18 protein-coding genes and 1 tRNA gene are annotated in these 24,238 nt (G+C 43.4%); 16 read left to right on the top strand and 3 right to left on the bottom strand.

Annotated features, from left to right (window positions below; all coding sequences use genetic code 11):
• Positions 1-24 precede the first annotated feature (24 nt).
• The 16 genes from Q0882_RS04105 to Q0882_RS04030 all read left to right on the top strand — a co-directional run bounded on the left by Q0882_RS04105 (position 25) and on the right by Q0882_RS04030 (position 20,712).
• Positions 25-1,179 carry a polysaccharide pyruvyl transferase family protein gene (locus Q0882_RS04105; protein ID WP_299178378.1) on the top strand — a complete coding sequence of 385 codons (1,155 nt, stop codon included), beginning with the start codon at positions 25-27 and terminating at the stop codon, positions 1,177-1,179.
• 26 nt (positions 1,180-1,205) lie between these two features.
• Positions 1,206-3,020, top strand: a complete 1,815-nt coding sequence (locus Q0882_RS04100; RefSeq protein ID WP_299178376.1) for an ABC transporter ATP-binding protein — start codon at positions 1,206-1,208, stop codon at positions 3,018-3,020.
• A gap of 58 nt (positions 3,021-3,078) precedes the next feature.
• The gene (locus Q0882_RS04095) at positions 3,079-4,437 is read left to right on the top strand and encodes a surface carbohydrate biosynthesis protein (RefSeq protein WP_299178374.1); all 1,359 of its coding nucleotides are present in this window, start codon (positions 3,079-3,081) and stop codon (positions 4,435-4,437) included.
• 2 nt (positions 4,438-4,439) lie between these two features.
• A complete protein-coding gene (locus tag Q0882_RS04090) occupies positions 4,440-5,702 on the top strand; it encodes a hypothetical protein (protein ID WP_299178372.1) in 1,263 nt (420 codons plus the stop codon).
• Between the two features lie 21 nt (positions 5,703-5,723).
• Positions 5,724-7,334: an aldolase catalytic domain-containing protein gene (locus Q0882_RS04085; RefSeq protein WP_299178370.1), complete on the top strand. Its 1,611-nt coding sequence runs from the start codon at positions 5,724-5,726 to the stop codon at positions 7,332-7,334.
• 47 nt (positions 7,335-7,381) lie between these two features.
• On the top strand, positions 7,382-9,349 hold the full coding sequence (locus Q0882_RS04080; protein WP_299178368.1) for an acyltransferase family protein: 1,968 nt from the start codon (positions 7,382-7,384) through the stop codon (positions 9,347-9,349).
• A gap of 203 nt (positions 9,350-9,552) precedes the next feature.
• A complete protein-coding gene (locus Q0882_RS04075) occupies positions 9,553-10,293 on the top strand; it encodes a 3-deoxy-manno-octulosonate cytidylyltransferase (RefSeq protein WP_299178367.1) in 741 nt (246 codons plus the stop codon).
• Positions 10,290-10,937, top strand: a complete 648-nt coding sequence (locus tag Q0882_RS04070; RefSeq protein ID WP_299178365.1) for an HAD family hydrolase — start codon at positions 10,290-10,292, stop codon at positions 10,935-10,937. Before Q0882_RS04075 ends, Q0882_RS04070 begins: the two co-directional genes overlap by 4 nt.
• 105 nt (positions 10,938-11,042) lie before the next feature.
• Positions 11,043-12,404: a hypothetical protein gene (locus tag Q0882_RS04065; protein WP_299178363.1), complete on the top strand. Its 1,362-nt coding sequence runs from the start codon at positions 11,043-11,045 to the stop codon at positions 12,402-12,404.
• A gap of 61 nt (positions 12,405-12,465) precedes the next feature.
• A complete protein-coding gene (locus Q0882_RS04060; protein WP_299178361.1) occupies positions 12,466-13,500 on the top strand; it encodes a polysaccharide biosynthesis protein in 1,035 nt (344 codons plus the stop codon).
• A gap of 3 nt (positions 13,501-13,503) precedes the next feature.
• Complete coding sequence (locus Q0882_RS04055; protein ID WP_299178359.1) at positions 13,504-14,628, top strand: NAD-dependent epimerase/dehydratase family protein; 1,125 nt, start codon at positions 13,504-13,506, stop codon at positions 14,626-14,628.
• Between the two features lie 60 nt (positions 14,629-14,688).
• On the top strand, positions 14,689-15,819 hold the full coding sequence (gene wecB / locus Q0882_RS04050; protein ID WP_299178357.1) for a non-hydrolyzing UDP-N-acetylglucosamine 2-epimerase: 1,131 nt from the start codon (positions 14,689-14,691) through the stop codon (positions 15,817-15,819).
• Positions 15,819-16,982: a glycosyltransferase gene (locus Q0882_RS04045; protein WP_299178355.1), complete on the top strand. Its 1,164-nt coding sequence runs from the start codon at positions 15,819-15,821 to the stop codon at positions 16,980-16,982. The genes wecB and Q0882_RS04045 overlap by 1 nt, the downstream gene beginning before the upstream one ends.
• Before the next feature lies 1 nt (position 16,983).
• On the top strand, positions 16,984-17,916 hold the full coding sequence (locus Q0882_RS04040; RefSeq protein WP_299178353.1) for an SDR family oxidoreductase: 933 nt from the start codon (positions 16,984-16,986) through the stop codon (positions 17,914-17,916).
• Positions 17,913-18,464, top strand: a complete 552-nt coding sequence (locus tag Q0882_RS04035; RefSeq protein WP_299178351.1) for a sugar transferase — start codon at positions 17,913-17,915, stop codon at positions 18,462-18,464. The genes Q0882_RS04040 and Q0882_RS04035 overlap by 4 nt, the downstream gene beginning before the upstream one ends.
• Before the next feature lie 307 nt (positions 18,465-18,771).
• Positions 18,772-20,712, top strand: a complete 1,941-nt coding sequence (locus tag Q0882_RS04030) for a nucleoside-diphosphate sugar epimerase/dehydratase (protein ID WP_299178349.1) — start codon at positions 18,772-18,774, stop codon at positions 20,710-20,712.
• An 84-nt stretch (positions 20,713-20,796) separates the two neighbouring features.
• Here the strand turns inward: Q0882_RS04030 and Q0882_RS04025 are convergent, their stop codons facing one another.
• The 3 genes from Q0882_RS04025 to rpoD form a co-directional block, all read right to left on the bottom strand.
• Complete coding sequence (locus Q0882_RS04025) at positions 20,797-22,053, bottom strand: Wzz/FepE/Etk N-terminal domain-containing protein (RefSeq protein ID WP_299178347.1); 1,257 nt, start codon at positions 22,051-22,053, stop codon at positions 20,797-20,799.
• Positions 22,054-22,177: 124 nt separating this feature from the next.
• A tRNA-Ile gene (locus tag Q0882_RS04020) sits at positions 22,178-22,254 on the bottom strand.
• Between the two features lie 68 nt (positions 22,255-22,322).
• Positions 22,323-24,134 (bottom strand): RNA polymerase sigma factor RpoD, encoded by a 1,812-nt coding sequence (gene rpoD / locus Q0882_RS04015; protein ID WP_299178345.1) that lies wholly within the window; start codon positions 24,132-24,134, stop codon positions 22,323-22,325.
• Positions 24,135-24,238: the final 104 nt, after the last annotated feature.

The raw sequence follows: 24,238 nt of genomic DNA, 5'->3' as shown, positions 1-24,238 counted from the left end.
CCTTTATATTATTTTGATGAATTTATGGAAGCGTTACATATTCTTCATGTTGCAAGCTTTACGGGAAATATCGGCGACAATGCGAATCACTCTGGATTTAAATATCGCTTGGAGGAAAAGTTAGGAGTTCCTCTTTTTTTTACAGAATATGAGATAAGAGAAATTTATTGGGATAATAAAAGGTTTGATGAGGGGTTTGTAGAGCTTGCGAACCAATATGATCTGGTTGTTGTTGGTGGGGGGAATTACTTTGAACTTTGGGTTGATGACTCAAAAACAGGTTGCTCTTTCGATATAGACTTAGAATTATTAAAAGCTATTAATCCTCCTATAGTTTTTAATGCACTAGGTGTGGATCCCGCTCAGGGAGCAAGTGATGAAGCACTCGGGAAATTTCGTGACTTTTTGGATGTCATAGTTGAATCCCCAAAAATGCTGCTGTCCTGCAGAAATGATGGGTCAAGAAAAGCATTGAAAGAGATTGTAGGTGAAGAATATGAGAAAGTATTCTTTCACGTGCCTGATGCTGGATTCTATACAAAAATAAGTGATCATTATCATCCAGAGCTTGATAAAACGAGGAAAAATATAATTGTACAGCTTGCTGGGGATATGCTTGACTCAAGATTTCCTAACATAAGTACAGATGACATCAGCTTTGAAACGTTCTTAGATGGTATGGCCGACGTTATCACGGCGCTCTGTGAAGGAGGAGGGAATGTGATCTTGGTACCTCATATATTCAGAGACATATCTATAATTTCAGCTGTAATAGAGAAAATTCCTGATCAAATCCGAAGAAAATATGTCAAAACTGCGCCTTATCTAGTAGGAGATGAAGGGCAGAGGTATATTTTTGATTTATATAGTAAATCTGATCTTGTTCTCGCCATGCGATTTCATGCAAATGTTTGTAGTCTTGGTTTGGGCGTGCCATGTATTGGATTGGTTAACTATCGACAAATACGAGAGCTTTTCAATGAATTAAAGGCTTCGGAATACAGTGTTGAGGTTAATAAGGCTGGTTTTGAAAAGCAATTAATGAGCCTTGCTGCCAATGCTATTGAGCAAGGACATGAAAAGGATATTCTTGATAGATTGTACTGGGATAAAAAATATGATCATTATCTAGATGCTATCCGTCATACTGTTGCAAACTATTGTGTTGATTTTGAGTAGTTTTTTTACTCTATAAAGAGCTTATTATGACTGATAGAGTAAATATATTAGGCCTCCTAAATAAAATATATGCTTATATAGGATTTAGGATGTTTTTCTCATATTTGTTTGTGTGTATAGCAGCGGTGCTAGAGGTTTTTGGGTTGGCATCCCTGTTTCCCCTTATTCAGGTTGTTTTCGGTGATGGTGAAATCCCCTTTATTGAAATGCCTATTATTTCTGATCTCCTGAAATACATTCAAAATCAGAGTGAAATTGCTGGTGTTGATCTAAGCCTTTTATTGTTAGTGCTTATAGTTTTTCTTTTCTTTTTTAAAGGTGTTTTTCAGTTCATATCGCTGAGCTATTCTGCTTATTTGAGGTCGATATATTTAAGTTTAATAAGAAAAGATCTGATATCTTATTATATGACTCTCCGATATGAAGAGTATTCCCAGAAAGATAGTGGAGAAGTTATTAATCTTGTCAATGAACAATGCCATAGGGCTGGATATTGTTATTATCTGCTTTCTCAGCTGTTCTCAAATTTATTGGTTGCTGTGGTCTTTGTTATAGCAACATTCTCTGTGTCTTGGGCTTTTGGCGTGATGATTGTGATTGCTGGGTGTATTGTCCTCACCTTATTTAAATTTCTCAATGGGAAAGTTCAAAAGTATTCCATGGGGATGCTAAAAAATAGCGCTAAATTGGCAAGCCTTGTCACTCAGTCGTTCAGTTCTTATAAGTATCTTAAGGTGACGGCTAATATTGAAAATGTTTCTAATTTGATAAGTTCTGAAATTGATAACCTGGCAAATCTGCAGAAAAAGACGGGTTATGCAGAATCTTTTACTTTGTCAGTACGAGAATCTGTTTTGCTGCTAATGCTAATTTCAATTCTTGTAATCTATACAGCACTATTTGGCGGAAGTATGGATGTAGCGATAGTGTCTGTATTGTTATTATATAAAGCCGCAAATGCACTTTTTACTGTTCAAAGGCATAAGCAAGCCGTTTATGAAAATGCTGCTAGTATTAATGCGGTTGCAAAAGAAATAGATAGAAGCACAGGTTTTAATGAAGATATTGAGTTAGATTGCAAACAATTGCCAAAAAGTTTTTCTATCGGATTTAAAGATGTGTGGTTTAGATATAATGACGACCAGGAATTTGTGTTAAAGGGCGTTAGTTTTAATATTCCAGATAAAGCAAGCATCGCAATCATCGGGCCTTCTGGATCTGGTAAAACAACTATACTCGATATGATTGGGAAGCTCATTCAACCTACTTCAGGCTCTATTACTGTAGGGGGAGAAGAGCTCGGAGAAATATCCGATAGGCTGTGGCGGAAAGACATTGGATATGTCTCTCAGGGTGGATTTATATTTGATGACACCATTGAGAATAATATCACAATGAGTTTAGGCCTGAATAATAGAATGGGCACTGTGGAAGATCTTGTTCAAGAGGCTGCGTTAAAAGCAAATGCACATGAGATGATCCAAAAAATGCCTCTGGGTTATAAAACACCGCTTGGCGAAAATGGCATGAGAATTTCCGGTGGACAAAAACAACGAATAGCTATCGCAAGAGAGCTATATTCAGACCCCGATATCTTGATGCTGGATGAGGCTACCAGTGCTTTAGATGTGGAGGCTGAGAACGAAATACAGCACCAGATAGATAAATACCGGGGCCAGAAAACGATTGTTATCGTGGCGCATAGGCTCTCAACTATTCGAAATGTTGATTACGTTATCGTAGTCGAAGATGGTCAGATTGCAGAGTTTGGAGAATATAAAGAGCTTAGAAGTAAAGATAATTCTAAACTCCTAAGTTATATCAATAAACAGTCTTTATAAATCATGTCTTAATGAAAATATTGATATTAACTTATTATGAAAATCTAAAGGAAAAACATTGAAAAAAATAGCATCGCATATCATAGATTCACCAAGAAGAGATTTGGAATGGCGCTTAATTTTAGCCAAGAAACTATCAGAGCGTGGAGTTGCAAGCTTCTTGGGTAGTGCCCACAAAGTACGGAGATCCTATGCAAAAACTGGCGGTGTTCTTGTTGGTCGTTTGGGAGGTACTTCAGGGAGATCTAAATTTGATAAGATGTTTCTTGAAGAAATTGCAAGAGCTAAAGGAAAAGTCTTTTATTTTCATGATGAAGGTGGTGCGTTTAAAGTCAATGATTACGAAAGAGAAACGAAATTAGCATACCCAGAAGAGTTGTTTGAAAAAAAAGCTATCCATAAAGTCTACTTTTGGGGTCAGGCTCAGTATGACCTTTTTAAAGACTGTACTTGGATCGATAAAGGTAGAATTTTAGGTTGCCCAAGATTTGATATCTATGCTCAGGCTTATGATAAACCTGATAATAAAGATGTCATGAGTAGCTATGTTTTAATAAATTCACGTTTTTCTAATGTTAATACTGTTCCCGATGACCCAACTGCTTTGAGCAGGAGAATGTTCGAAATTCGCTGTGAAGGTGGAGAATCTGAGCGACGAACTAGAGAGGAAATAATCTCTAGTATGTATAAAAGGTGGGCAGTATCAGCCAAGGACTTTATTGAATTCGTCGACATGGTGGCAAATACTTGCCTTAGTTTTCCTGATATTCAATTCAAGTTCAGGCCGCACCCTGCTGAGAACGAAGAATGGTATATTAAAAACTTTGAAAATTTAGATAACCTGATTGTTGAAAAGCAAGGGGATGTTCATCGCGTTATGAGGGATGCATCATTGGTTATTCATTCAGAATGTACAACAGGTTTGGAAGCAGAACTCCTGGGTAAGCCTCATATAAACTTTGTTCCTTTTCCTGAAGAAGAAGGCGAGGGAGTAGTAGGTCTGCGTTCAATAGGTATGAAGGCGGCTACTAAGGAAGATGTGAAGCAGAACCTGATTGAATTTTTCGAAAACAGTCATCTAACGGATTCTGATAATTCAATTATAAAGAAATACATACATAACATATCATCTCTGGGAGAGGCTACTACTGAACTGGCACAGGATATATCAGAGTTTTTTGAAGAAATACAACCTCATCGTACTAAACTTGGCCTTAATCGCGATTATTTGTATCTAGCAGCTAAAGATGTACTAAGGGACAAATATCATAATTTCAATCGCTCCCGAGGAGCTATAGGCAAATTTGTTTGGCCAGACAGGCATGAAATTATTAAATTGTGGTGTTCCTTGGGTGGCAGAAAAGATCAGATAAATGTAAAGCGGACTAGTGTCTTCATTCGCCCAGAGAAATCATAACTATGAAGTTAGCATTGGCCGTTGTTTTCTTATTACTGGCGCTTAGTCAGCTTCCTTTTAGTAAGATTAGGTCAATTCTATTTGGGTGTGTCTTTGCTTCTATTTGCAGCTCTCTGTTTATCTATCCGGATTATGAATTTCAGGGCTTACTCGACCTATTTATAGTTTTGTCGATTCCTGCCTTTTTTACGGCTCTAGTATTTTTGCTTTTTCCAAAAGTTAAATGTGGGATAAAGGTTCAGCCATTATTACCAGAGGGTGGAGGTGGTGTAGTTAACCTTGCTTATTTTCTTATTTTAATTGGTGTTATGGGCTTGTTGTATAACATATTGTTGATCTATGGTGGGGTTGGTTTTATTGGGGAAAGTGACGTTTCAATAACAGAATATAAAAATGCCGGTCTTGCTGGCGATTACTTAGCTCAATCAGCTTTGTCAAAGGGGTCTTTTGTTTTTCGGTTTTTCTCTTTGTTTGCTTGGCTGTCGCTTTGCTTATGTTTTTATTACTATTTGCAAGGAAGAATTCTACTGGCATGTATGCTTTTTTTTGTCAGTTTCAATATTCCTATGTTAAGCATGACTGGGTTTTCCAGATCAGGGCTTTTCTACTATGTTGCATCTTTGCTACTTTTGTTTATTAGGTATTATGAGCTATTTAGTAGAAAACAACGGTTGTTTTTGACTGTGAGTATTCTTTTGGCTCTAGTGATGGTGCTTATTGTATTTTCATTTATTACGGTTTCAAGGTTTGATGGTTACTCCAGTTGGTGGGTTTATGTTGAGTCGGGTTCTGATTTGGATGTAATAACTTTTTCTGTCTTATACTACTTTGGATCTTGGATAGATAATACAATTCATATACTCCGTGAGATGGAGGCTCCTCTCTTAGGAGGGTTTAATGGGTATCTTTCATCAATGTTCTTTGCTTTAAAAGGTTTGGGTGTCGAAGTGGCATCCAAAGGTGAATTATGGGAATCTTATTTTGGGTATTTGTCGACCCAGTTTCTTGGTCTTTATTTGGATACGATATATGATGCTGGTTCTTTGGGTGTGTTTTTGGTCCTGCTTGTATTTTTATTATCGTATGTGTTCAGGCGGTTATATGTCAGGAGTCTGTTGGTAGATTGCGTTTTTTCGCTATTTTTCTTTCAATATTTTATTATGTTTTTTTCTGGCAATGTCTTTTCATATTTTTTTGTTGGTATGGCCTTTTTTGTTTCTTTGTTTGTTTGTTTTTTAATAAAGGCTAAGTTTTTTAGAGTTTGATGTAAACCCTGTGAGGAACGTATGAGTAATAACATTGTGTTGGTGGATTGTACCCTAAGAGATGGGGGGTATTATAACTCATGGGATTTTTCTCAAGAGTTGATTCGTCAATACCTTCAGGCTATGCCTGTAGCGGGTGTTGATATTGTTGAGTTGGGCTTTAGGACAACGATAAATAGTTCTTTCAAGGGGGCGTGTGCGCATTCAACTGATGAATTCCTACGCTCACTAGATATTCCTCCTGTGTTGGATGTTTCTGTGATGGTTAATGCCAGTGAACTCACGGATGTTAATAATCAAATTGAGTTACTCAGTAAACTATTTCCCCAGCCTTGTTCAGAGTCCCCAGTTGATCTAGTGCGTATTGCCTGTCATATACATGAGTTTTTCACTGTACTTCCCTGTGCGAATTGGTTGAAAAGCCGAGGCTACCAAGTTGGATTCAACCTCATGCAAATAGCAGAAAGAACAAAGAGTGAAATTAGAAAAGTAGCTAAGGCTGCTTCAGAGTTTAAAATTGACGTGCTTTATTTTGCGGATAGCATGGGGAGTATGCGTCCCGCACAGGTGACTGAAATTATCAGTTGGCTTAGGTCTGAATGGTCTGGTGAAATAGGAATCCATACACATGACAACCTTAGTCTAGCTCAAGCGAATACTTTGTCAGCGCTTGAGGTTGGAGCAAATTGGGTCGATTCCACAGTGACGGGAATGGGCAGAGGCCCAGGTAATGCTCGCACAGAAGAGCTCGCAATTGAAGTTGCAGATCGTCGTTCGGCGTCAATAAACTTAGTGCCATTAGCTAAACTGGTCCGTGAATACTTTAAAGAAATGCAGTCAGATTTTGGGTGGGGCACAAACTCTTATTATTATTTAGCCGGTAAATATTCTATTCATCCCTCTTATATACAAGAAATGCTCAGTGACTCTAGATATGATGATGATGATCTTATGGCTGTGATAAATCATCTGAAGCAAGAGGGTGGGAAAAAGTTTGATCTTGATACTTTAGACGCAGCACGAAATTTTTACCATGGTAACCCTAGAGGCACTTGGTGTCCAAGAAGTGACCTAGAGGGAAGAGAAGTTTTGATCCTTGGTACTGGTCCGGGAGCCTCCAAGCACAGTAATGCAATTGAAAACTTCATAAGAAGAAGAAAACCAATTGTTGTCGCTCTGAATACTCAACGTGAAATCTGTGCCGATTTAATTGATTACAGAATCGCTTGTCATCCTGTTCGACTCCTTGCTGACTGTGATCTTCACGTTAACTTACCTCAACCTTTAATAACACCATATTCAATGTTACCTGATGATGTTCGTAATGCTTTATTAAATAAGGATGTCCTAGATTTCGGTCTATCTATTTCACCAGATGTATTTTCTTTCAATGAATTGTATTGTCAGTCCCCTTCGCCGTTGGTTATTTCTTATGCTTTGGCTACTGCAACTTCAGGGCATGCAGATAAAATATTTTTAGCAGGATTTGATGGGTTCCACGCGGCTGACCCTAGATGCATTGAAATGCAAAGATTGCTTTCATTGTACCAATCGTCTGGGGGCGCTTTGCCATTAATAGCTATAACACCAACTCTTTATAGTTTGCCTGTAAAATCTGTTTATGCTTTATGATTATAAGTTAATTTATAATGTTGTTTTAATTTCTTATCAAGTGTCCAATGCAGTATAGAAGAGAAATTGATGGGCTTAGGGCTTTGGCAGTAATGTCTGTGGTCTTGTATCACGCATTTCCAAAAATTGTCCCTGGTGGTTTTATCGGTGTTGATATCTTCTTTGTTATAAGTGGTTTTCTTATAACTAGCTTACTTATCGAGGAAGTTGATAAAGGAGCTGTCAATGTTGTTGGATTTTATCAGCGCCGTATAAGGAGGTTATTTCCCTCAATCATAATTGTTTTAGCCACCGTTATCACGGTTGCATGGTTTTCTTTGTTATCTAGTGAATATCGCTTGCTCGGTAAACATATTCTTGCAGGTGCTGGATTTGTATCCAATTTTGTCTTATGGTCAGAAAGCGGTTATTTTGATGGAGTTAGCAATACTAAACCATTACTTCATCTGTGGAGTTTAGCCATTGAAGAACAATTTTACCTTTTATGGCCTTTTCTTTTTACGGTGATTTGGAGGGGTTTTCTTCCATCTTTGTATGCGATCCTTCTTATGGCGTTCACGTCGTTTATGCTTGGGATCTTTCTAGTTGGAAGTAACTCTGAGGGCGCCTTCTATAACCCAATTCTTAGAAGTTGGGAGTTGTTGTCTGGAGCCATCTTGGCTTTCTTGGTTTCTAAGAAAACTAATTTAATTGTTGTTTCAAAAAGGAATGTTTTATCTAGAATTTTATCCACAAATTCTTTGCTTGATGTGCTTTCATTTCTTAGTTTGTTATCTGTTTTTTATTTTATATTTTTTATGAATTCAAGCTTCGCTTTCCCAAGTTTTTGGACTCTGATACCAGTTCTTTCAAGTATTATTTTAATATCTGTTTCACAGAATAGCTATTTCGGACGTGTTTTTTTAACTAATCCTGTCTTGGTCTGGGTTGGTTTGATTAGCTTTCCGCTGTATTTGTGGCATTGGCCTGTACTTTCATTTGTTCATATTATTCAAGGGCAGATAAATTTTCTATGGGCGTTATTGTCCGTTTTGTTGTCGGTGCTTCTGGCTGCATTAACCTATTATTTCATCGAATATCCTATTAAGAAAAATGTTAGTAATGGTAGGGTCGTTGTTTTATTGATTTTCGGTATGTCTTTTATCGGTTTTTTGGGAGGGATGGTTTTTTTTAATAATGGATATCAGGGGCGTCATAGCAAAATAACATTAGTCGAGTCAGCGATTAAAGATTGGGATTATCCGGGTTTATTGAAAAAGTCCATGCTTATGTCTGGAGGCTTTGTTTTTTCAAATGTTACTGTTGATCCTAAATTTGTTTTTCTAGGTGACTCGCATGTTGAGCAATATGGCCCCCTGATTGCTGGAGCAGTAAATTTGCCATCAGTATTCATTACAGGTGGTGGTTGTCCTCCTATTCCTAAAGTTGATGGTAATTGTCATCGCTTATTTTACAGATTTGAAGAGGTTCTTAGTCAAAATTCTATAAATACCGTTGTTATTTCAGCGGCATTTAATCGTTATCTTATCGATGGTCGAAATGGAGAAAAATACGATTACTATTATCGAAGTGGTAGTGAAAAAATACCTCTAACTACTGATGAAGGTAAAGCTTTAGCTAAAGCTTCTTTTTATGATTTTGTTTCTAATTTGGCTGAAAAGTATCGTGTCATTGTGATACTGGATAATCCTGAGAGTCATTTGTTTGATCCTAAAGTTATATTGACTGATTTAATAAGTGCTAGGCCGCTATCTGTACAGCATATGCAATCTCCTAAAGTGTCTGAGTTTAGAATTGATGAACATCAGTTAAGTTTGGTGCGCGAAATGAGAGAAAGTCTACTACAAAAGAACGTGGAAGTGTTTGAATCATCTAATGTCATCTGTCCTGACGAGCAATGCTATAATCTTGCTGATAATGGTATGCCAATCTACAGTGATAAAGATCATTTGCGTCCATGGTTTGTTCGTTCAAAGTTTAATCGTCTATTAACTATGCTAAATGAAGATATTTAAATCATATTGATACAGCTATAGATTTTAGGTTTTTTTGTTTCTGTGTTGTTTTGGTATGTGTTGACTGTGTTTTTGCTTGCATAAATATGGTTTTTATTAATATGTTTATATTTTAGTGTTTCGTTAATCGGTTTCAGCTATTAGTTGAGTATTGGAAGTGTTAGTCGCTTCCTTTTTATAACCTCTGTTTAAAGGTCTGATTTATGAGAAGCGTAGTGATAATTCCTGCTAGGTATGCGTCTAGCCGCTACCCTGGTAAGCCTATGGTGCCCCTTCTTGGAAAACCGATGATTCTTTGGGTGGCTGAGCTTTCTGGCAAAGCTGTCGGTGCTGAAAATGTGTATATAGCCACTGATGATGAGCGTATTGCAGAAGTTGTTCGTGCATCTGGCTTCAAGCCGGTAATGACCAGCACGTGTGCCCTGACTGGTACGGACAGGCTTGCAGAAGCCTCAGAGCAGATTGAAGCTGATCTTTTTATAAATGTTCAGGGGGACGAACCTCTGGTTAATTCAGATGATATTCTTAAAATCAGAAATGCTAAACTTGATCACATGGAGATGGTTATTAATGGGTATAGCTGGCTTTCAGATGATGAAACCCCCTCAAGTGTAAATATTCCAAAAGTTATATCAAACGAGCGAGATGAGCTTGTTTACATGTCCCGAGTGGCAATTCCAGGTTATAAAGACCGAGACAATGCACCTACACGGTATAAAAAACAGGTGTGCATCTATGCATTTACCAGTGAGGAACTGCGTACGTTTAAGAATTTTGGCAGGAAATCTGCGTTGGAGCACTCTGAAGATATAGAAATTTTGCGCTTCCTTGAATTGGGTAAACGAGTTCTAATGGTTGAAACGCAACCAGGTAGCCTCGCTGTGGATGTTCCTGAGGATGTAGCCGGTGTGGAACTGGCCTTGAAACGGAAGTATGGTTTGTGAAAATTAAAGATTATAGCTGTCTGGTTTTTGACTGTGATGGTGTTGTACTCAACTCTAACAAGGTAAAAACCAAGGCGTTTTACGAGGCGGCTCTGTCCTATGGCGAGGGCCCTGCAAAGGCATTGGTTGATCATCATGTTGCGAATGGTGGTGTCTCGCGTTACAGAAAATTTGAATTTTTTTTGAATCAACTTGTGACTTCGGGCGCTAGCGGACCGGGTCTAGATGAGTTGCTTGAAATATACGCGCGTAAGGTTCGCCAGGGTCTTATCGAATGCGAGATTGATTCCGGGTTATATGAGTTGCGCGAACAAACGTCATCAACGTCGTGGTGTATCGTATCAGGTGGTGACCAGGCTGAACTACGGGAGGTCTTTTCTGAAAAAGGTTTGGATCAATTATTTGATGGCGGTATCTATGGTAGTCCCGATACTAAAGATGAGATCCTGACACGTGAGTTACAGGCAGGGTGTATTGCGAGGCCTGCCTTATTTATTGGGGATAGCCGATATGATCACGAGGCTTCTGCTAACGCAGGGCTAGATTTTGTTTTTGTCAGCCAGTGGACTGAGTTTGCCGGATGGAAATCATACTGTGATAAACATAATGTTGAATTTGTAGTCAGTTTGGGTGACTTGCTATGATGCTTGGATTAATCTTCCCTATCATTTGGTGTTGTCTTGGTAGATAGAAAGAAGTGCTTATATCTTGGTCGTTCGGGGTTGAAGCGAGTCCAGGCTACCGGGGAAATGGAAAATATTTCTCCCGATACCTGCTATACGGAGGACTTCATTGATCGTCTGAATAATCATAATTTTGGAGGGATTTCTGATTATTCAAATGAAATTTTCCTTTACCATTATGTCAGGTTGCAAGAGTTTTCTGAACTTCTGAAATCCAGCGACTGTTCGCGGGTTAGTTTTTTTGCTCGGCTTCTCGATAGAAGTCTTTTTATTAGAGCAAATGCTGAAACCGGTAATCAGGTTCCACTAATAACCCGGATCTTAACGACTTTTTTATCATTTTTTGTATTTGTTTTGTCCTTTTTTTCAATAATTTTTCTGGCTTTTGTTTTGCCATTTTATCTTGTCAGAAGAAAAGAACCTGGCAGCACGTTAGAATTTGATGCTGATAGGCAAGCTGTCTTTCTGATCAGATCTAAAGCTGCCTATCAAAAGTGTAGACTGAGTATAGATAGAGCAATATCAGCAGTAACGCTCGTAGATAACTTCGGTGGGCTCAATCTTCCTGGGAGCTCTATCTATTCTGTTATTGGTTGGAAGAATATTCTAAGAATATCCATAATCTCCGCTTTTCATGCATTAAGAGATATCAGAAATACCCTAATAGACGGCAGAGTTATGTTGGGAAACACTTGTGCCCTCGCGCTATTCCCAAACTATGTTAAACGCATTGCACATAAAGCAGTTTACGAATCATGCCTGGATGAGGTTATTCTGCTATCTCCATGCGCTGTCTTTTACACAGGAGATAAAGACGACCGTTTCGCTTTGCTTCAGACCAGGGTATGTCATCGAGAGAAAAAAGAGCTTGTCTGTTTACCCCATGGACTTGAGTATGGGTTTCGATTCCCTGGTGGCTTAGCAGGCTCCACTTTCTATTGTTTTACTCCAGAGGCTGCCAGTTTTCTGAATAGGTTATATCAAGAAGACAAGTTTTTTTATGTCAGTGCAGTGGTAGATGCGATGTATGGTGTTGATGGTGAGAATCAATCCGCGGAAAAGGTTGAATGCATTTGTTTTTTTACCGAGCCGCGAGACCCTGAAATAAACTACTTGATCATGAACGAACTTGCTGCAAGAGGTGTTAGGTTTTTTATCAAATTACATCCTCTTGAAAATACAAATGACTATAAATCTCGTTTTCCAGATATTGAACAAATAGAAAATCTTGACGAAGCTATGCGCTCCTCTGTGTGTATTGCCAGAAAATCAACAATACTGCTAGAGGCCTCCAGAAGAGGGGTAAAAGCGATCGCTTTATTGGTTAACAATAAAGACCGAGCTTATGTAATGAGGATTTTTCCATCCTTATGTTCTGAGAATATTTTTAAAGCTTTTACGTTTGATGAACTTCAAGATCTTCTCTGATTATGCGTGTTTGCAGGTCGAAGTTTAAGAGTTCGGAAATACATGAATTTGGAGTATTAGAGTGTTTCGTAATAAAATTTTGCTGATAACCGGCGGCACCGGCTCTTTCGGCAACGCCGTTCTTAATCGCTTCCTAGATACTGATATTACTGAAATTCGCATCTTCAGCCGTGATGAGAAGAAGCAGGATGACATGCGCAAGCGTTACGTCAATCCCAAGCTTAAGTTCTACATTGGCGATGTGCGTGACTACAACAGTGTCCTGAACGCTACTCGTGGTGTGGATTACATCTACCATGCTGCGGCGCTAAAGCAGGTGCCGTCCTGTGAATTTCACCCTATGGAAGCGGTGAAGACCAACGTGATAGGCACTGAAAATGTGCTCGAAGCGGCCATTCAGAACGAGGTGAAACGCGTTGTCTGCCTCAGCACTGATAAGGCCGTTTATCCTATCAACGCCATGGGTATCTCCAAGGCGATGATGGAGAAAGTCATGGTGGCTAAGTCGCGTAATGTTAATCCTGACAAAACTGTAATCTGCGGCACACGCTATGGCAATGTAATGGCGTCTCGTGGTTCCGTGATTCCGCTGTTTGTGGATCAGATCCGTGCTGGCAAGGCACTGACCATCACCGACCCTAACATGACCCGTTTTATGATGACCCTGGCCGATGCAGTGGACCTAGTGTTGTACGCCTTTGAGCATGGTAGCAACGGCGATATGTTTGTGCAGAAAGCCCCGGCGGCAACGGTTGAAACGCTTGCCAAAGCCCTGACGGACCTGATGGGCAAGCCGGACCATCCAATCAATGTGATCGGTACCCGCCATGGTGAAAAGCTGTTTGAGGCGCTGCTCAGCCGTGAAGAGATGGCCTGCGCTGAAGATCTGGGCGGCTATTACCGTGTGCCGCCGGATCTGCGTGACCTGAACTACGGCAAGTTTGTCGAGCAGGGCGAAGAGAAGATCTCTCATACCGAAGATTACAACTCTCACAACACCGAGCGACTGGATGTGGCAGGCATGCAAGCACTGCTGCGCAAGCTGGATTTCATTCGTGCCCTGGAACGGGGTGAGTACATCAACCCGGAGGACTAACCTGTGCGTGTACTGGTAACCGGAGCCAACGGCTTTATCGGCAAAAGCCTGCTGCTGCACTTTCAGGAGAAGGGCGGTATCGATGTAGTGCCTTTCACCAGAGAACATAGCATCGATGATCTGCCTGCGTTGCTGGAAGGTGTCGATTGGGTGTTTCATCTGGCAGGCATCAACCGCCCGCAAAACCCGGAGGAGTTTGTCACCGGCAACACCGGCCTGACCGAGCAACTCTGCGCTGCGATCAAGGCCAGCGGCAGGCAGATACCGGTAGTATATACCTCGTCCATTCAGGCTGAGCGCGATAACGACTATGGTAACAGCAAGCGTGCCGCCGAAGATGCTTTGCTCGCATTGCAGCAGGATACCGGCAACCCGGTATACATCTACCGCTTGCCTAATGTGTTCGGAAAGTGGGCGCGGCCGAACTACAACTCGGCGGTGGCGACCTTTTGTCATAATGTCGCACGCGATTTGCCGATCCAGATCAACGATCCATCTGCGGTTATTCGCTTGGTGTATGTCGATGATGTGGTTGATAGCTTCATGGCACTGCTGGCCGGTGTTGAATCAATCAGCACCCGCCTTGATAACGCCTATGTTGAAGTCACCCCCGAATACCGGATCAGCGTTGGCGAGCTGGCCGATCAGCTGAACCGCTTCAAGGCTACACGGGATAATCTTATTACCGAGCCTGTGGGCACGGGGCTGGTACGCGCCTTGTATTCCACCTATGTCAGCTATTTGCCGCCGGAGCGCTTTACCTACCCGGTGCAACAGCACGGCGATGCCCGCGGTGTCTTTGTTGAGATGCTGAAAACTCCGGATGCCGGACAGTTTTCGTTTTTCACCGCACACCCCGGTATTACCCGTGGCGGGCATTACCACCATTCCAAGACGGAAAAGTTTCTGGTGATCAAGGGGAAAGCCTGTTTCCGTTTCCGGCATATGCTGACCGGCGAGTTTTACGAGCTACACACCTCCGGTGAACAGTCTGAAATTGTCGAAACCGTACCCGGCTGGACGCACGACGTGACCAACGTGGGTGATGATGAGTTGATCTGTATGCTCTGGGCCAATGAGATGTTTGACCGGGACAAGCCGGATACCTTTGCTTGTTCGCTTGGTTGAAGTGGCGCGGGCACTGAAGCCTGAATATCTGTACGCAAAAGCCCGTACTTAAGGATTGTTATGAAAAAAATGAAGGTTATGACCGTGGTCGGTACACGACCCGAGATTATTCGCCTGTCACGGGTGATGGCCAAATTGGATGAGCACTGCGAGCATGTGCTGGTCCATACCGGCCAGAATTATGATTATGAGTTGAATGAGATCTTTTTCAATGATCTGGACATTCGTAAGCCCGATCATTTTCTTAATGCCGCAGGTGCCAGCGGTGCCGAAACCATCGGTAATGTAATTATTGCTGTTGACCGTGTGTTGGCCGAGGTTCAGCCGGAGGCGGTACTGGTACTGGGCGACACCAACAGCTGTATGGCCGTGCTGCCAGCCAAACGCCGTAAGATCCCGACCTTCCATATGGAAGCCGGCAACCGCTGCTTTGATATGCGCGTACCGGAAGAGATCAACCGCCGCATTGTTGACCACACAGCGGATATCAACCTGACCTACAGCACCATTGCGCGCGACTACCTGCTGGCTGAAGGCCTGCCGCCCGATCGCGTGATTAAAACCGGAAGCCCCATGTTTGAGGTGCTGAATCATTACCGCGACGGCATTGAAGCCTCGGATGTACTGGAGCGACTTAACCTGTTAGAGCATCAGTTCTTCGTTGTCAGCGCCCACCGTGAAGAAAACGTCGATTCCGACAAGAACTTTCGTAAACTGGTTGATGTGCTGAATACGGTGGCCGAACAGTACGATCTGCCGGTTATCGTCTCGACCCACCCACGTACACAAAAGCGTGTAGATGCCATGGGGGTTGAATTTCATGCCAACGTGCAGCTGCTCAAACCGCTGGGCTTCAAGGATTACAACAAGCTGCAACTCTGTGCCCGTGCGGTCTTGTCTGACAGTGGCACCATCAATGAGGAATCATCAATCCTCAACTTCCCAGCACTGAACCTTCGCGAAGCCCACGAGCGCCCCGAAGGCATGGAAGAAGCCGCCGCCATGATGGTTGGGTTGGAAGTGGAGCGGGTACTTCAGGGCCTGGCGATTCTGGAATCACAAAGTCGTGGTGAAGAGCGCAGCCTGCGACTGGTGTCTGATTACAGCATGCCGAATGTGGCGGACAAGGTTGTACGCATAGTGCACAGCTACCGTGATTATGTGATGCGGACGGTTTGGAAACAGTATTGATGACCGAAAAACCGATGAAGGTTGCGATCATCAATCGCAGTTTTTGGCCTGTATACCCTGTTATTGGTGAAGCCCTATTGCGATTTGCAGAAGGGACCGCCAATCAGGGGCATTCCGTTTCGGTAATCATGCAGGATCATGCCGGCATAAAAGGCAAGCTTGCAGAGGTCGGCCGGGGTGAAGGCGTTCACTTTTACCCCGCCAAAGCGCTGACAACTTCAGCTAGTGGCGTGTTGCTTAGAGCCTGTGATGCCGTGTTTTTCATGTTCTGGGTGCTGGCGGTTCTGCTTTGGGTAAGGCCAAGCAAAGTCTATGTTTCGACAGATCCTCCGGTTGTGGTTCCGTTTATTGTCATGCTCTACAGCCGGTTGTTTGGTGCTGAATATGTCTATCATCTTCAGGATATCCACCCAGAGGCAGCAAACGTTGTCATACCAGTTAATAAGTGGGTGTATAAAGCTCTGCTGAAGATGGACGCAATGAGTATGCGTAAGGCGAAATGCCTGATCACTATCACCGAGCAGATGGCAGCCGAAATCCGATCACGTTCGCAAACGACAGTGCCTGTTCATGTATTGGATAACCCTGCAGTTTCGTTTGATGGTATCGATACAGCCAAGCCCAAAGTTGGGGGTTTCTCCTTCTGTGGTAATGCAGGCAGGCTGCAGCGCATTCCCTTGATACTGGAAGCCATAGAAACCTACTTTGAGCGAGGAGGCCAACTGGAGTTTACTTTTGCAGGGGGGGGAGTCTATGCAGATCGTTTGAAAGCCTTGGCCGACAAGTTTCTGCATTTCCATTATCCTGGCTTGGTCAGTCCGACTGCAGCGGCCCAGATTAATGCGGATTACAGTTGGGCGTTACTGCCGATTGAGGATGATGTGACAAGGTTTGCTTTCCCAAGCAAGTCATCATCCTATGTTTTTTCGGGAGCAAATATCCTAGCTGTCTGTGGTGAACAGACGGGCGTGGCGCAATGGGTAAAGACCAATCGAGTCGGTTTGGTAGTAAAACCTGAAGTTGAAGCTGTGGTTGTTGCTTTCTTTGATATTGAGAAAGGCCTGTACCAAGAGTTGAGTGATGACGCATCACGGGAAGCCCTGAAGTCAAAGCTGCGGTTTGAAGTGTTTATACAAGCCCTAGACAGGATAGTGCTGGAGTAACATGAATTTACTACTAACAGGCGCCACCGGTTTTCTCGGCAGTCGACTTGCGACGGGCTTGCAGTCCAAACCGGGTGTAAGCTTGACCGCTGCCGTACGTCGCCGTATTGAAATACCCGCTGCACACATTGCGGAAGTGCAGGGCTTGGATGCCAACACCGACTGGTCAGCCGCCCTGACCAATCAACAAGTCGTCATCCACGCTGCGGCCCGTGCCCATATTATGAAAGATGAAGTGGCAGACCCGTTGGAGGAATACCGTCGAGTTAATGTGGACGGCACTCTTAACCTTGCCCGTCAGGCTGTGGCAGCAGAGATTAAGCGCTTTATCTTTATCAGCTCGATCAAGGTCAATGGCGAACAAACGAAATTGGGCCAACCGTTCACCGCTGATGACACACCGGCACCTGAGGATGCCTATGGCATTTCCAAGTGGGAAGCCGAGCAGGGTTTGCTGGAACTGGCGTCTGACACCGGCATGGAGGTCGTGATTATCCGTCCGCCGTTGGTGTATGGTCCGGGTGTTAAAGGTAATTTCGCCAGCATGATAAAGCTAGTAGGCAAAGGGCTGCTGCTGCCCTTGGGCGCCATCCACAACCAGCGCTCGCTGGTGGCGGTGGATAATCTGGTTGATCTGATTATCACCTGCATCGATCATCCCGCAGCAACAAACGAGGTGTTCCTTGCGGGCGATGGTCAGGACCTATCAACTACTGAATTATTACGCGGCGTTTCTCAGGCGATGGGTAAGCCTTCGCGGTTGATCCCTGTGCCGTCATCCATGTTGATGTTGGCGGCGACACTGTTGGGTAAAAAGGCAGTGGCGCAGCGGTTGCTGGGTTCGTTGCGGGTGGATATTTCTAAGGCGCGTAATTTGTTGGGATGGAAGCCGCCGGTTTCTGTCGAAGAAGGGTTGAAGAGGTGCTTCAAGTGATTCGAGTATTCGATTTTGTATTTTCCCTACTGGGTCTGGTGTGCGGCTTTCCGGTCTTGCTGTTGCTTACGCTGATTGGCTTTTTTGATACCGGTTCGCCTATCTTCAGGCAGGAACGGGTTGGGCGGAACAAAAAACCATTTACATTGGTTAAGTTTCGTACCATGCGACTAGATACCGCTTCAGTTGCTTCGCATCTAGCCAGCTCAGCTTCGATAACCAAATTTGGTCATTTTTTACGTAAAACCAAATTGGATGAACTGCCTCAGTTATGGAATGTCCTTAAGGGTGAGATGAGTTTGGTGGGGCCTCGCCCAGGACTTTTTAACCAAGAAGAATTAACTGTTGCTCGTGAAAAACATAAAATTTACGCTGTTCGTCCTGGTATTACAGGACTGGCTCAAGTGAATGAAATTGACATGTCTACCCCTAAATTATTGGCTGAAACAGATGCTAAAATGATTAAGACGATGTCACTTAGAAATTACTTTAAGTATATTTTTATGACAGTATCTGGAAAAGGGAGTGGTGATAGGGTTAAAGAGTGAATTAAGCAATAATGTTAACCTACGTTTATTACTCGCCCTACAATGTACACGCTGCAGAGTTATATGTTTATTAGGTTTCCGGTTATACATAGCTTCAAGGGGATGAGCTGTGAAGAGTCTACTGACATGGTTTTGCTGCTAAATTTCACAGTCTGGCCTGTTTTTTTCTGGCAGCTATGGGTAATTAGCTTCATCTCTATATGAGAACTTTAGCCCTATTCTGATAAAATTACGCCGCTATCTTATTGGATGTTTTATTTTGCTGTATGCATCTTTTCGTTTTTAATGTTTACTGTCCGAGGATCTCATGGAAGGATACCAAGCCCCCTCATCCCCGCCGCATTACCGCGTTCTTACCTTAGGTCGCCAGTACAAAAAAGTAATTATGGTACTGGCAGATCTTCTGTTTCTTCCATTGGCGTTATGGTCTGGTTATGCGCTGCGCTTAGCTGAATGGTGGCCTAGCTCATACCTTGAACCCGCTTTAATCCTGTTTGTTATGACGCCTCTTCTGGGCGTCCTCATCTTTATGAGGTTGGGTCTGTATCGAGCTGTTGTCAGATTTATGGGGGCGCAGGCTATTCTGGCTGTTATTAAGGGGGTTGTGCTGCTTGCTGTTCTTATTTGGGCGGGTGCAATTCTACTGGAGATAGACCCTTTCCCTCGATCTGTCCCTGTTAACTTTGCGCTTGCGGCAATGGTGTATGTCGGTGGTAGTCGATTGTTGGTTCGTAATTATTATCACTGGCTTCTACGAAATTATGTAGAGAAGGAGCCTGTGCTGATATATGGTGCTGGAGGCTCGGGTGTGCAGCTCGCTACTGCGTTGGTCGGAGGGGCTGAGTATGTTCCAGTGGGTTTTTTGGATGATGAGCCATCGCTGAAAAAAAGTACTGTTGCAGGTCTTACTGTATATCAAGTGAATGAACTTAATCAACTGATCGCATTAAGAGGTGTTACACATGTGCTGTTGGCGATGCCTTCCATCGATCAGGTGAGGAAGAGTCAGATTCTCTCTGCGTTGGCTGATTATCCAGTTCATGTAAAAACGATGCCTTCACTGCCTGAGATGGTAAATGGCGAACGGGTTGATCAGTTAAGAGATGTCGAGCCTGAGGACCTGTTGGGTCGAGCCTCGGTTCCGCCCAATAGATCGTTAATCGCGAAAAGTGTTAACGAGAAGGTTGTTTTGGTCAGTGGGGCTGGGGGGTCAATTGGTTCAGAAATCTGTCGGCAGGTATTAACAAGTAATCCAAAAACTATCGTTTTATACGAACTCAACGAGTTTTCGCTCTATTCAATTGAGCGCGAATTATCGGATATTATCCTAGCAGATGGATTGGATATCTCTCTCTTTCCTGTTTTGGGATCCGTATTGGATGCTGAGCGTGTAGATCGCGTTATAAAACGCTTCTCCGTAAATACTATTTATCACGCAGCTGCTTACAAGCATGTGCCAATGGTGGAGCACAATGTCTTTGAAGGTATTCGGAATAATGCCTTGGGTACCAAAGTGATTGCTGAGCTCGCGATGGAAAATAGCGTAGAGCGCTTTGTTTTAATCTCTACGGATAAGGCTGTTCGACCAACCAATGTGATGGGCGCAACTAAAAGGCTGGCTGAGTTGATCTTGCAGGATCTGTCAGTACGTGCATCAAAAACTATTTTCTCGATGGTCAGGTTTGGCAATGTCTTAGGCTCTTCTGGATCTGTTGTACCTCTGTTTAGAGAGCAGATCTCTGAGGGGGGGCCCGTAACGGTGACTCATTCTGAAATAACTCGTTTTTTTATGACCATACCAGAAGCCGCTAGTTTGGTTATACAGGCGGGATCGATGGCGAAAGGTGGGGATGTGTTTGTGTTGGATATGGGCGAGCCGGTTAAGATAACTGAGCTGGCTGAGCAGATGATTCGCTTAATGGGTAAAGAGGTGCAAAGTCCTCAGTGCCCTGATGGTATCGAAATAGCCTATAGTGGGCTTCGACCAGGTGAGAAGCTCTATGAAGAGTTACTAATTGGAGATGATGTGGTCGGATCTGAGCATCCAAAAATCATGCGTGCTCACGAAGAGATGTTACCGGCTAAACAATTGGAAGAGATTCTTAACGAGATCAAGATAGCACATAGAATGAATGATGCTGCTACAGCGAGGCTGCTGTTAGAAAAAGCAGTAACCGGCTTTTCTCCCTCTTCGCCTGTAGTTGATTGGTTGGTTCAGGGAGAGACTTCATCTAATTCCGTGCATTGAGTGCTCTAGAGAATAGGTGCTGGGTGAAAAGGTATGCTGGCTTTATAATATTTATTAAAGCCAGCTTTCTGAACCTGAAAGGTCTTAAGAATTCAAGTTTCTTAATTTTCGGTTGGTCAGGCTGCTTCGAATCAGGGCGGCAATGATACCGATCATACCTCCAAGCATAACTGACAATGCCAGAATCAGCGGCTTCTTAGGAGCAATCGGTGATGCTGCTGCCAGAGCTGGAGCAGCACTAAATTTAAATTTCATCTCTGGAAAAGATTCGAGCTGCAAAGAGTCGAGCTGGGCTTTTAGTTTCTGTAGATCCTCATTGAACGGTGAATCATCTTTACGTGCTTTTAGTTGTTCTATTTGATGGTTCTGTTCGAGTAGCAAAAGTTGCTTTTCAAGATCTCTTATCTCTTGGCTCAAGTATAAATCATCATTGCGCGAGCTGATCTCTTGCAGTTCTGCACTGAGTAGTTCTGTACCGCGAAGATACAGTGGGGAATTACTGTTGTTTACTTCAATGGCAACATTTTTATTTGCGCTGCCATTAAGATCCCGTAGAGCCACTGGTTTTCTGATTTTCAAAATTTCAGCTGTACGTATTGCTGATTCTAATCGGGCGATTCGATCTTTCCGTGAAATTTTATAGCTAAATTTTGCAGCATCAAGTTGGCTTTGGATTGTTAGTTTTTTCAATTCGTGCGCAGCTTCTAATACAGTTATCTTATCTTGTCTGTAGTTGATGGCGCGGTTTTTAGTGGTCTTAATAAGGTGTTCTATATGCTTGGCTTTCTGTTGTTTTATATCTGAATGTCTCTGCTTCAGGCTTTCATAGAGCTTTGTATCAGCAGTATCGATATAGCGCTGAAGTTCATTGCTGGCGAGCGCTGGTGTATGGGCCTTGAATGTGATCGTATAAGGAAAGAGCGAGTTGCTCTTCTTGTTTGAAGAATGGTTTGTATAGCTGAAACGCTGAGAAAACATCTTCTGTTGTAGTGTAGAAGAATCTGCCTGATAAAGCTGTTTGCTGTCACTGTTGGCGCTATCAATAAATGCTTGTCTAAAAGATGGGTTATTAAGAAGGCGAACATATTCAGAGAGTAGGGAGTTGGGGGCGATATCTGAATAAAGTTTCAGGCTCTTTAACTGGGAAATGCTCTCAGGTTCTAGCTGTTTAAGGTTGGCGCTTGCTTGATAGGTGGGGGTTTTGAAAAAAGCGTACAGACCACCACCTAGTGTGAAACAAAAAGTGATAAGAATAATAAGTAGCTTTTCTTTCCATAGGTTCTCAATTAACTGGAAAAGATCGATTTCATCGTTTTGAGTGGAGAGTGTATGTTCGCTCATCTCTATCCTTTTTGATGCGTTGCGGAAATAGGCGTTTATTATAGCGGTGGGGGTGCTAATTCTCTATACAGGGTCAGCAGTGATAGTTGACCAATTTAGAAGAGTGAAGTGATTATCTTTAGAATGGTGGGCCTAGCAGGACTCGAACCTGCGACCGATCGATTATGAGTCGAGCGCTCTAACCAACTGAGCTATAGGCCCCAAAATTGAGGGTGCCCATGATACCGTCAAGTATTCATGGGCACAAGAGTTTGATTTGAAAGAATTTACTACTCGTCCAGGAAGCCGCGGAGATGCTCTGAGCGGCTTGGGTGGCGAAGTTTTCGCAGTGCTTTAGCTTCGATCTGACGGATACGTTCACGGGTTACATCGAACTGTTTGCCGACCTCTTCCAGAGTATGGTCTGTGTTCATTTCGATGCCGAAACGCATGCGCAGTACTTTAGATTCGCGGACGGTGAGTCCTGCCAGAACCTCACGAGTTGCTTCACGCAGGCCTTCTCCTGTGGCTGAATCGACCGGAGAAGAGATTGTTGTATCTTCAATGAAATCGCCCAGGCTGGAGTCCTCATCATCACCGATGGGTGTTTCCATCGAGATCGGCTCTTTTGCGATTTTCAATACCTTACGGACTTTGTCCTCAGGCATCTCCATGCGCTCAGCAAGTTCTTCTGGTGTGGCTTCACGCCCCATCTCCTGCAGCATCTGGCGGGAGATGCGGTTCAGTTTATTGATGGTTTCGATCATGTGAACCGGAATACGGATTGTACGCGCCTGGTCGGCAATTGAGCGTGTAATCGCCTGACGTATCCACCAGGTTGCATATGTCGAGAACTTGTAACCGCGACGATATTCGAATTTATCAACGGCTTTCATCAGGCCGATGTTGCCTTCCTGAATCAGATCAAGGAACTGTAGTCCGCGGTTGGTGTATTTCTTCGCAATCGAGATTACCAGTCGTAGGTTGGCTTCGACCATCTCTTTTTTGGCGCGACGAGCACGAGCTTCACCGATCGACATGCGACGGTTAACTTCTTTGATCTCCGCGAGTGTGATGCAGGTGTCAATTTCAGCCTGAATCAATTTTTTCTGAGCGCGCTTGAGTTCAATCAGATTGGTTTTGATTGCACGTGAATAGTTTTCGTTCGAATCGATGATCGATTTGAACCATTCAGGGTTAGTTTCGTTGCCGGGAAACTCTTTAATAAAGGTTTTGCGTGGCATTTTAGCGCGCTGCGTGCAGATGCGCATAATCGTACGCTCTTGAGCGCGAACGTTGCCGATGGTGTCACGAACCTGGTTTACCAGTGCTTCATAGTAGCGTGGAGAGAGCTTGATGGGGGCAAATGCTTCACCCAGTTCTATCTGGGCCTCACCAAACTCTTTGCTGTCCCTGCCGTGGGTGGAGATCGCTTTATTAACGCCATCTCGAGCGTCACGGAGAAGGCCAAAGCGTCTTGCAGCTTCTTCAGGATCAGGGCCTTTCTCCTTTTCCTCCTCTTCATCGTCATCTTCAGCAGGAGCATTTGGATCTGGGATGGTTGCTGAAGGGATCTCTACGCCATCGTCAGCATCGATGTAGCCGCTGAAGATATCGCTCAAACGGCCTTCCTCTTCGATCGTCAGATCGTAGGCTTCCAGAATGGCGTCAACGGTACCGGGGAAGCTGGAGACAGCCGACATAACTTCGCGCAGTCCCTCTTCAATGCGTTTCGCAATGCTGATTTCGCCTTCGCGAGTCAGGAGTTCAACCGTGCCCATCTCACGCATATACATACGAACTGGGTCGGTTGTGCGGCCTGCATCCGATTCAACAGCGGCAAGTGCTGCGACGGCTTCTTCATCCGCTTCTTCTGCCGAATCGCCCTCTGTCATCAGTAGGGTTTCAGCATCGGGTGCTTCTTCTGACACGGAGATGCCCATGTCATTAATCATGCGGATGATATCTTCAACCTGATCGGGATCGGCAATATCCTGTGGCAGATGGTCATTTACTTCGGAGTAGGTAAGGTAACCCTGCTCTTTACCACGGGCGATCAGTTCCTTAAGGCGAGACTGCTGTTGCTGAGAAGTATCGGACATAGGACCCTGTGACTTGAAAAATGGATGAAAAATCGAGCAGGCCATTATAGCGATGAAGAGTTCATTATGCTAGGAAAAAGGCCGCGTCGCTTACTGTCTGTTAC

The sequence above is a fragment of the uncultured Neptuniibacter sp. genome (assembly GCF_947498015.1).
Lineage (GTDB): Bacteria > Pseudomonadota > Gammaproteobacteria > Pseudomonadales > Balneatricaceae > Neptuniibacter.
This window is presented reverse-complemented; position numbering and strand designations above follow the sequence as displayed.

Excerpts from the sequence above, each read along its gene's own strand:
- Q0882_RS04105 (WP_299178378.1), top strand. The coding sequence starts at position 25 with ATGGAAGCGTTACATATTCTTCATGTTGCAAGCTTTACGGGAAATATC.
- Q0882_RS04100 (WP_299178376.1), top strand. The coding sequence starts at position 1,206 with ATGACTGATAGAGTAAATATATTAGGCCTCCTAAATAAAATATATGCT.
- Q0882_RS04090 (WP_299178372.1), top strand. The coding sequence starts at position 4,440 with ATGAAGTTAGCATTGGCCGTTGTTTTCTTATTACTGGCGCTTAGTCAG.
- Q0882_RS04085 (WP_299178370.1), top strand. The coding sequence starts at position 5,724 with ATGAGTAATAACATTGTGTTGGTGGATTGTACCCTAAGAGATGGGGGG.
- Q0882_RS04080 (WP_299178368.1), top strand. The coding sequence starts at position 7,382 with ATGCAGTATAGAAGAGAAATTGATGGGCTTAGGGCTTTGGCAGTAATG.
- Q0882_RS04075 (WP_299178367.1), top strand. The coding sequence starts at position 9,553 with ATGAGAAGCGTAGTGATAATTCCTGCTAGGTATGCGTCTAGCCGCTAC.
- Q0882_RS04065 (WP_299178363.1), top strand. The coding sequence starts at position 11,043 with ATGGAAAATATTTCTCCCGATACCTGCTATACGGAGGACTTCATTGAT.
- wecB (WP_299178357.1), top strand. The coding sequence starts at position 14,689 with ATGAAAAAAATGAAGGTTATGACCGTGGTCGGTACACGACCCGAGATT.
- Q0882_RS04045 (WP_299178355.1), top strand. The coding sequence starts at position 15,819 with ATGACCGAAAAACCGATGAAGGTTGCGATCATCAATCGCAGTTTTTGG.
- Q0882_RS04040 (WP_299178353.1), top strand. The coding sequence starts at position 16,984 with ATGAATTTACTACTAACAGGCGCCACCGGTTTTCTCGGCAGTCGACTT.
- Q0882_RS04030 (WP_299178349.1), top strand. The coding sequence starts at position 18,772 with ATGGAAGGATACCAAGCCCCCTCATCCCCGCCGCATTACCGCGTTCTT.
- Q0882_RS04025 (WP_299178347.1), bottom strand. The coding sequence starts at position 22,053 with ATGAGCGAACATACACTCTCCACTCAAAACGATGAAATCGATCTTTTC.
- rpoD (WP_299178345.1), bottom strand. The coding sequence starts at position 24,134 with ATGTCCGATACTTCTCAGCAACAGCAGTCTCGCCTTAAGGAACTGATC.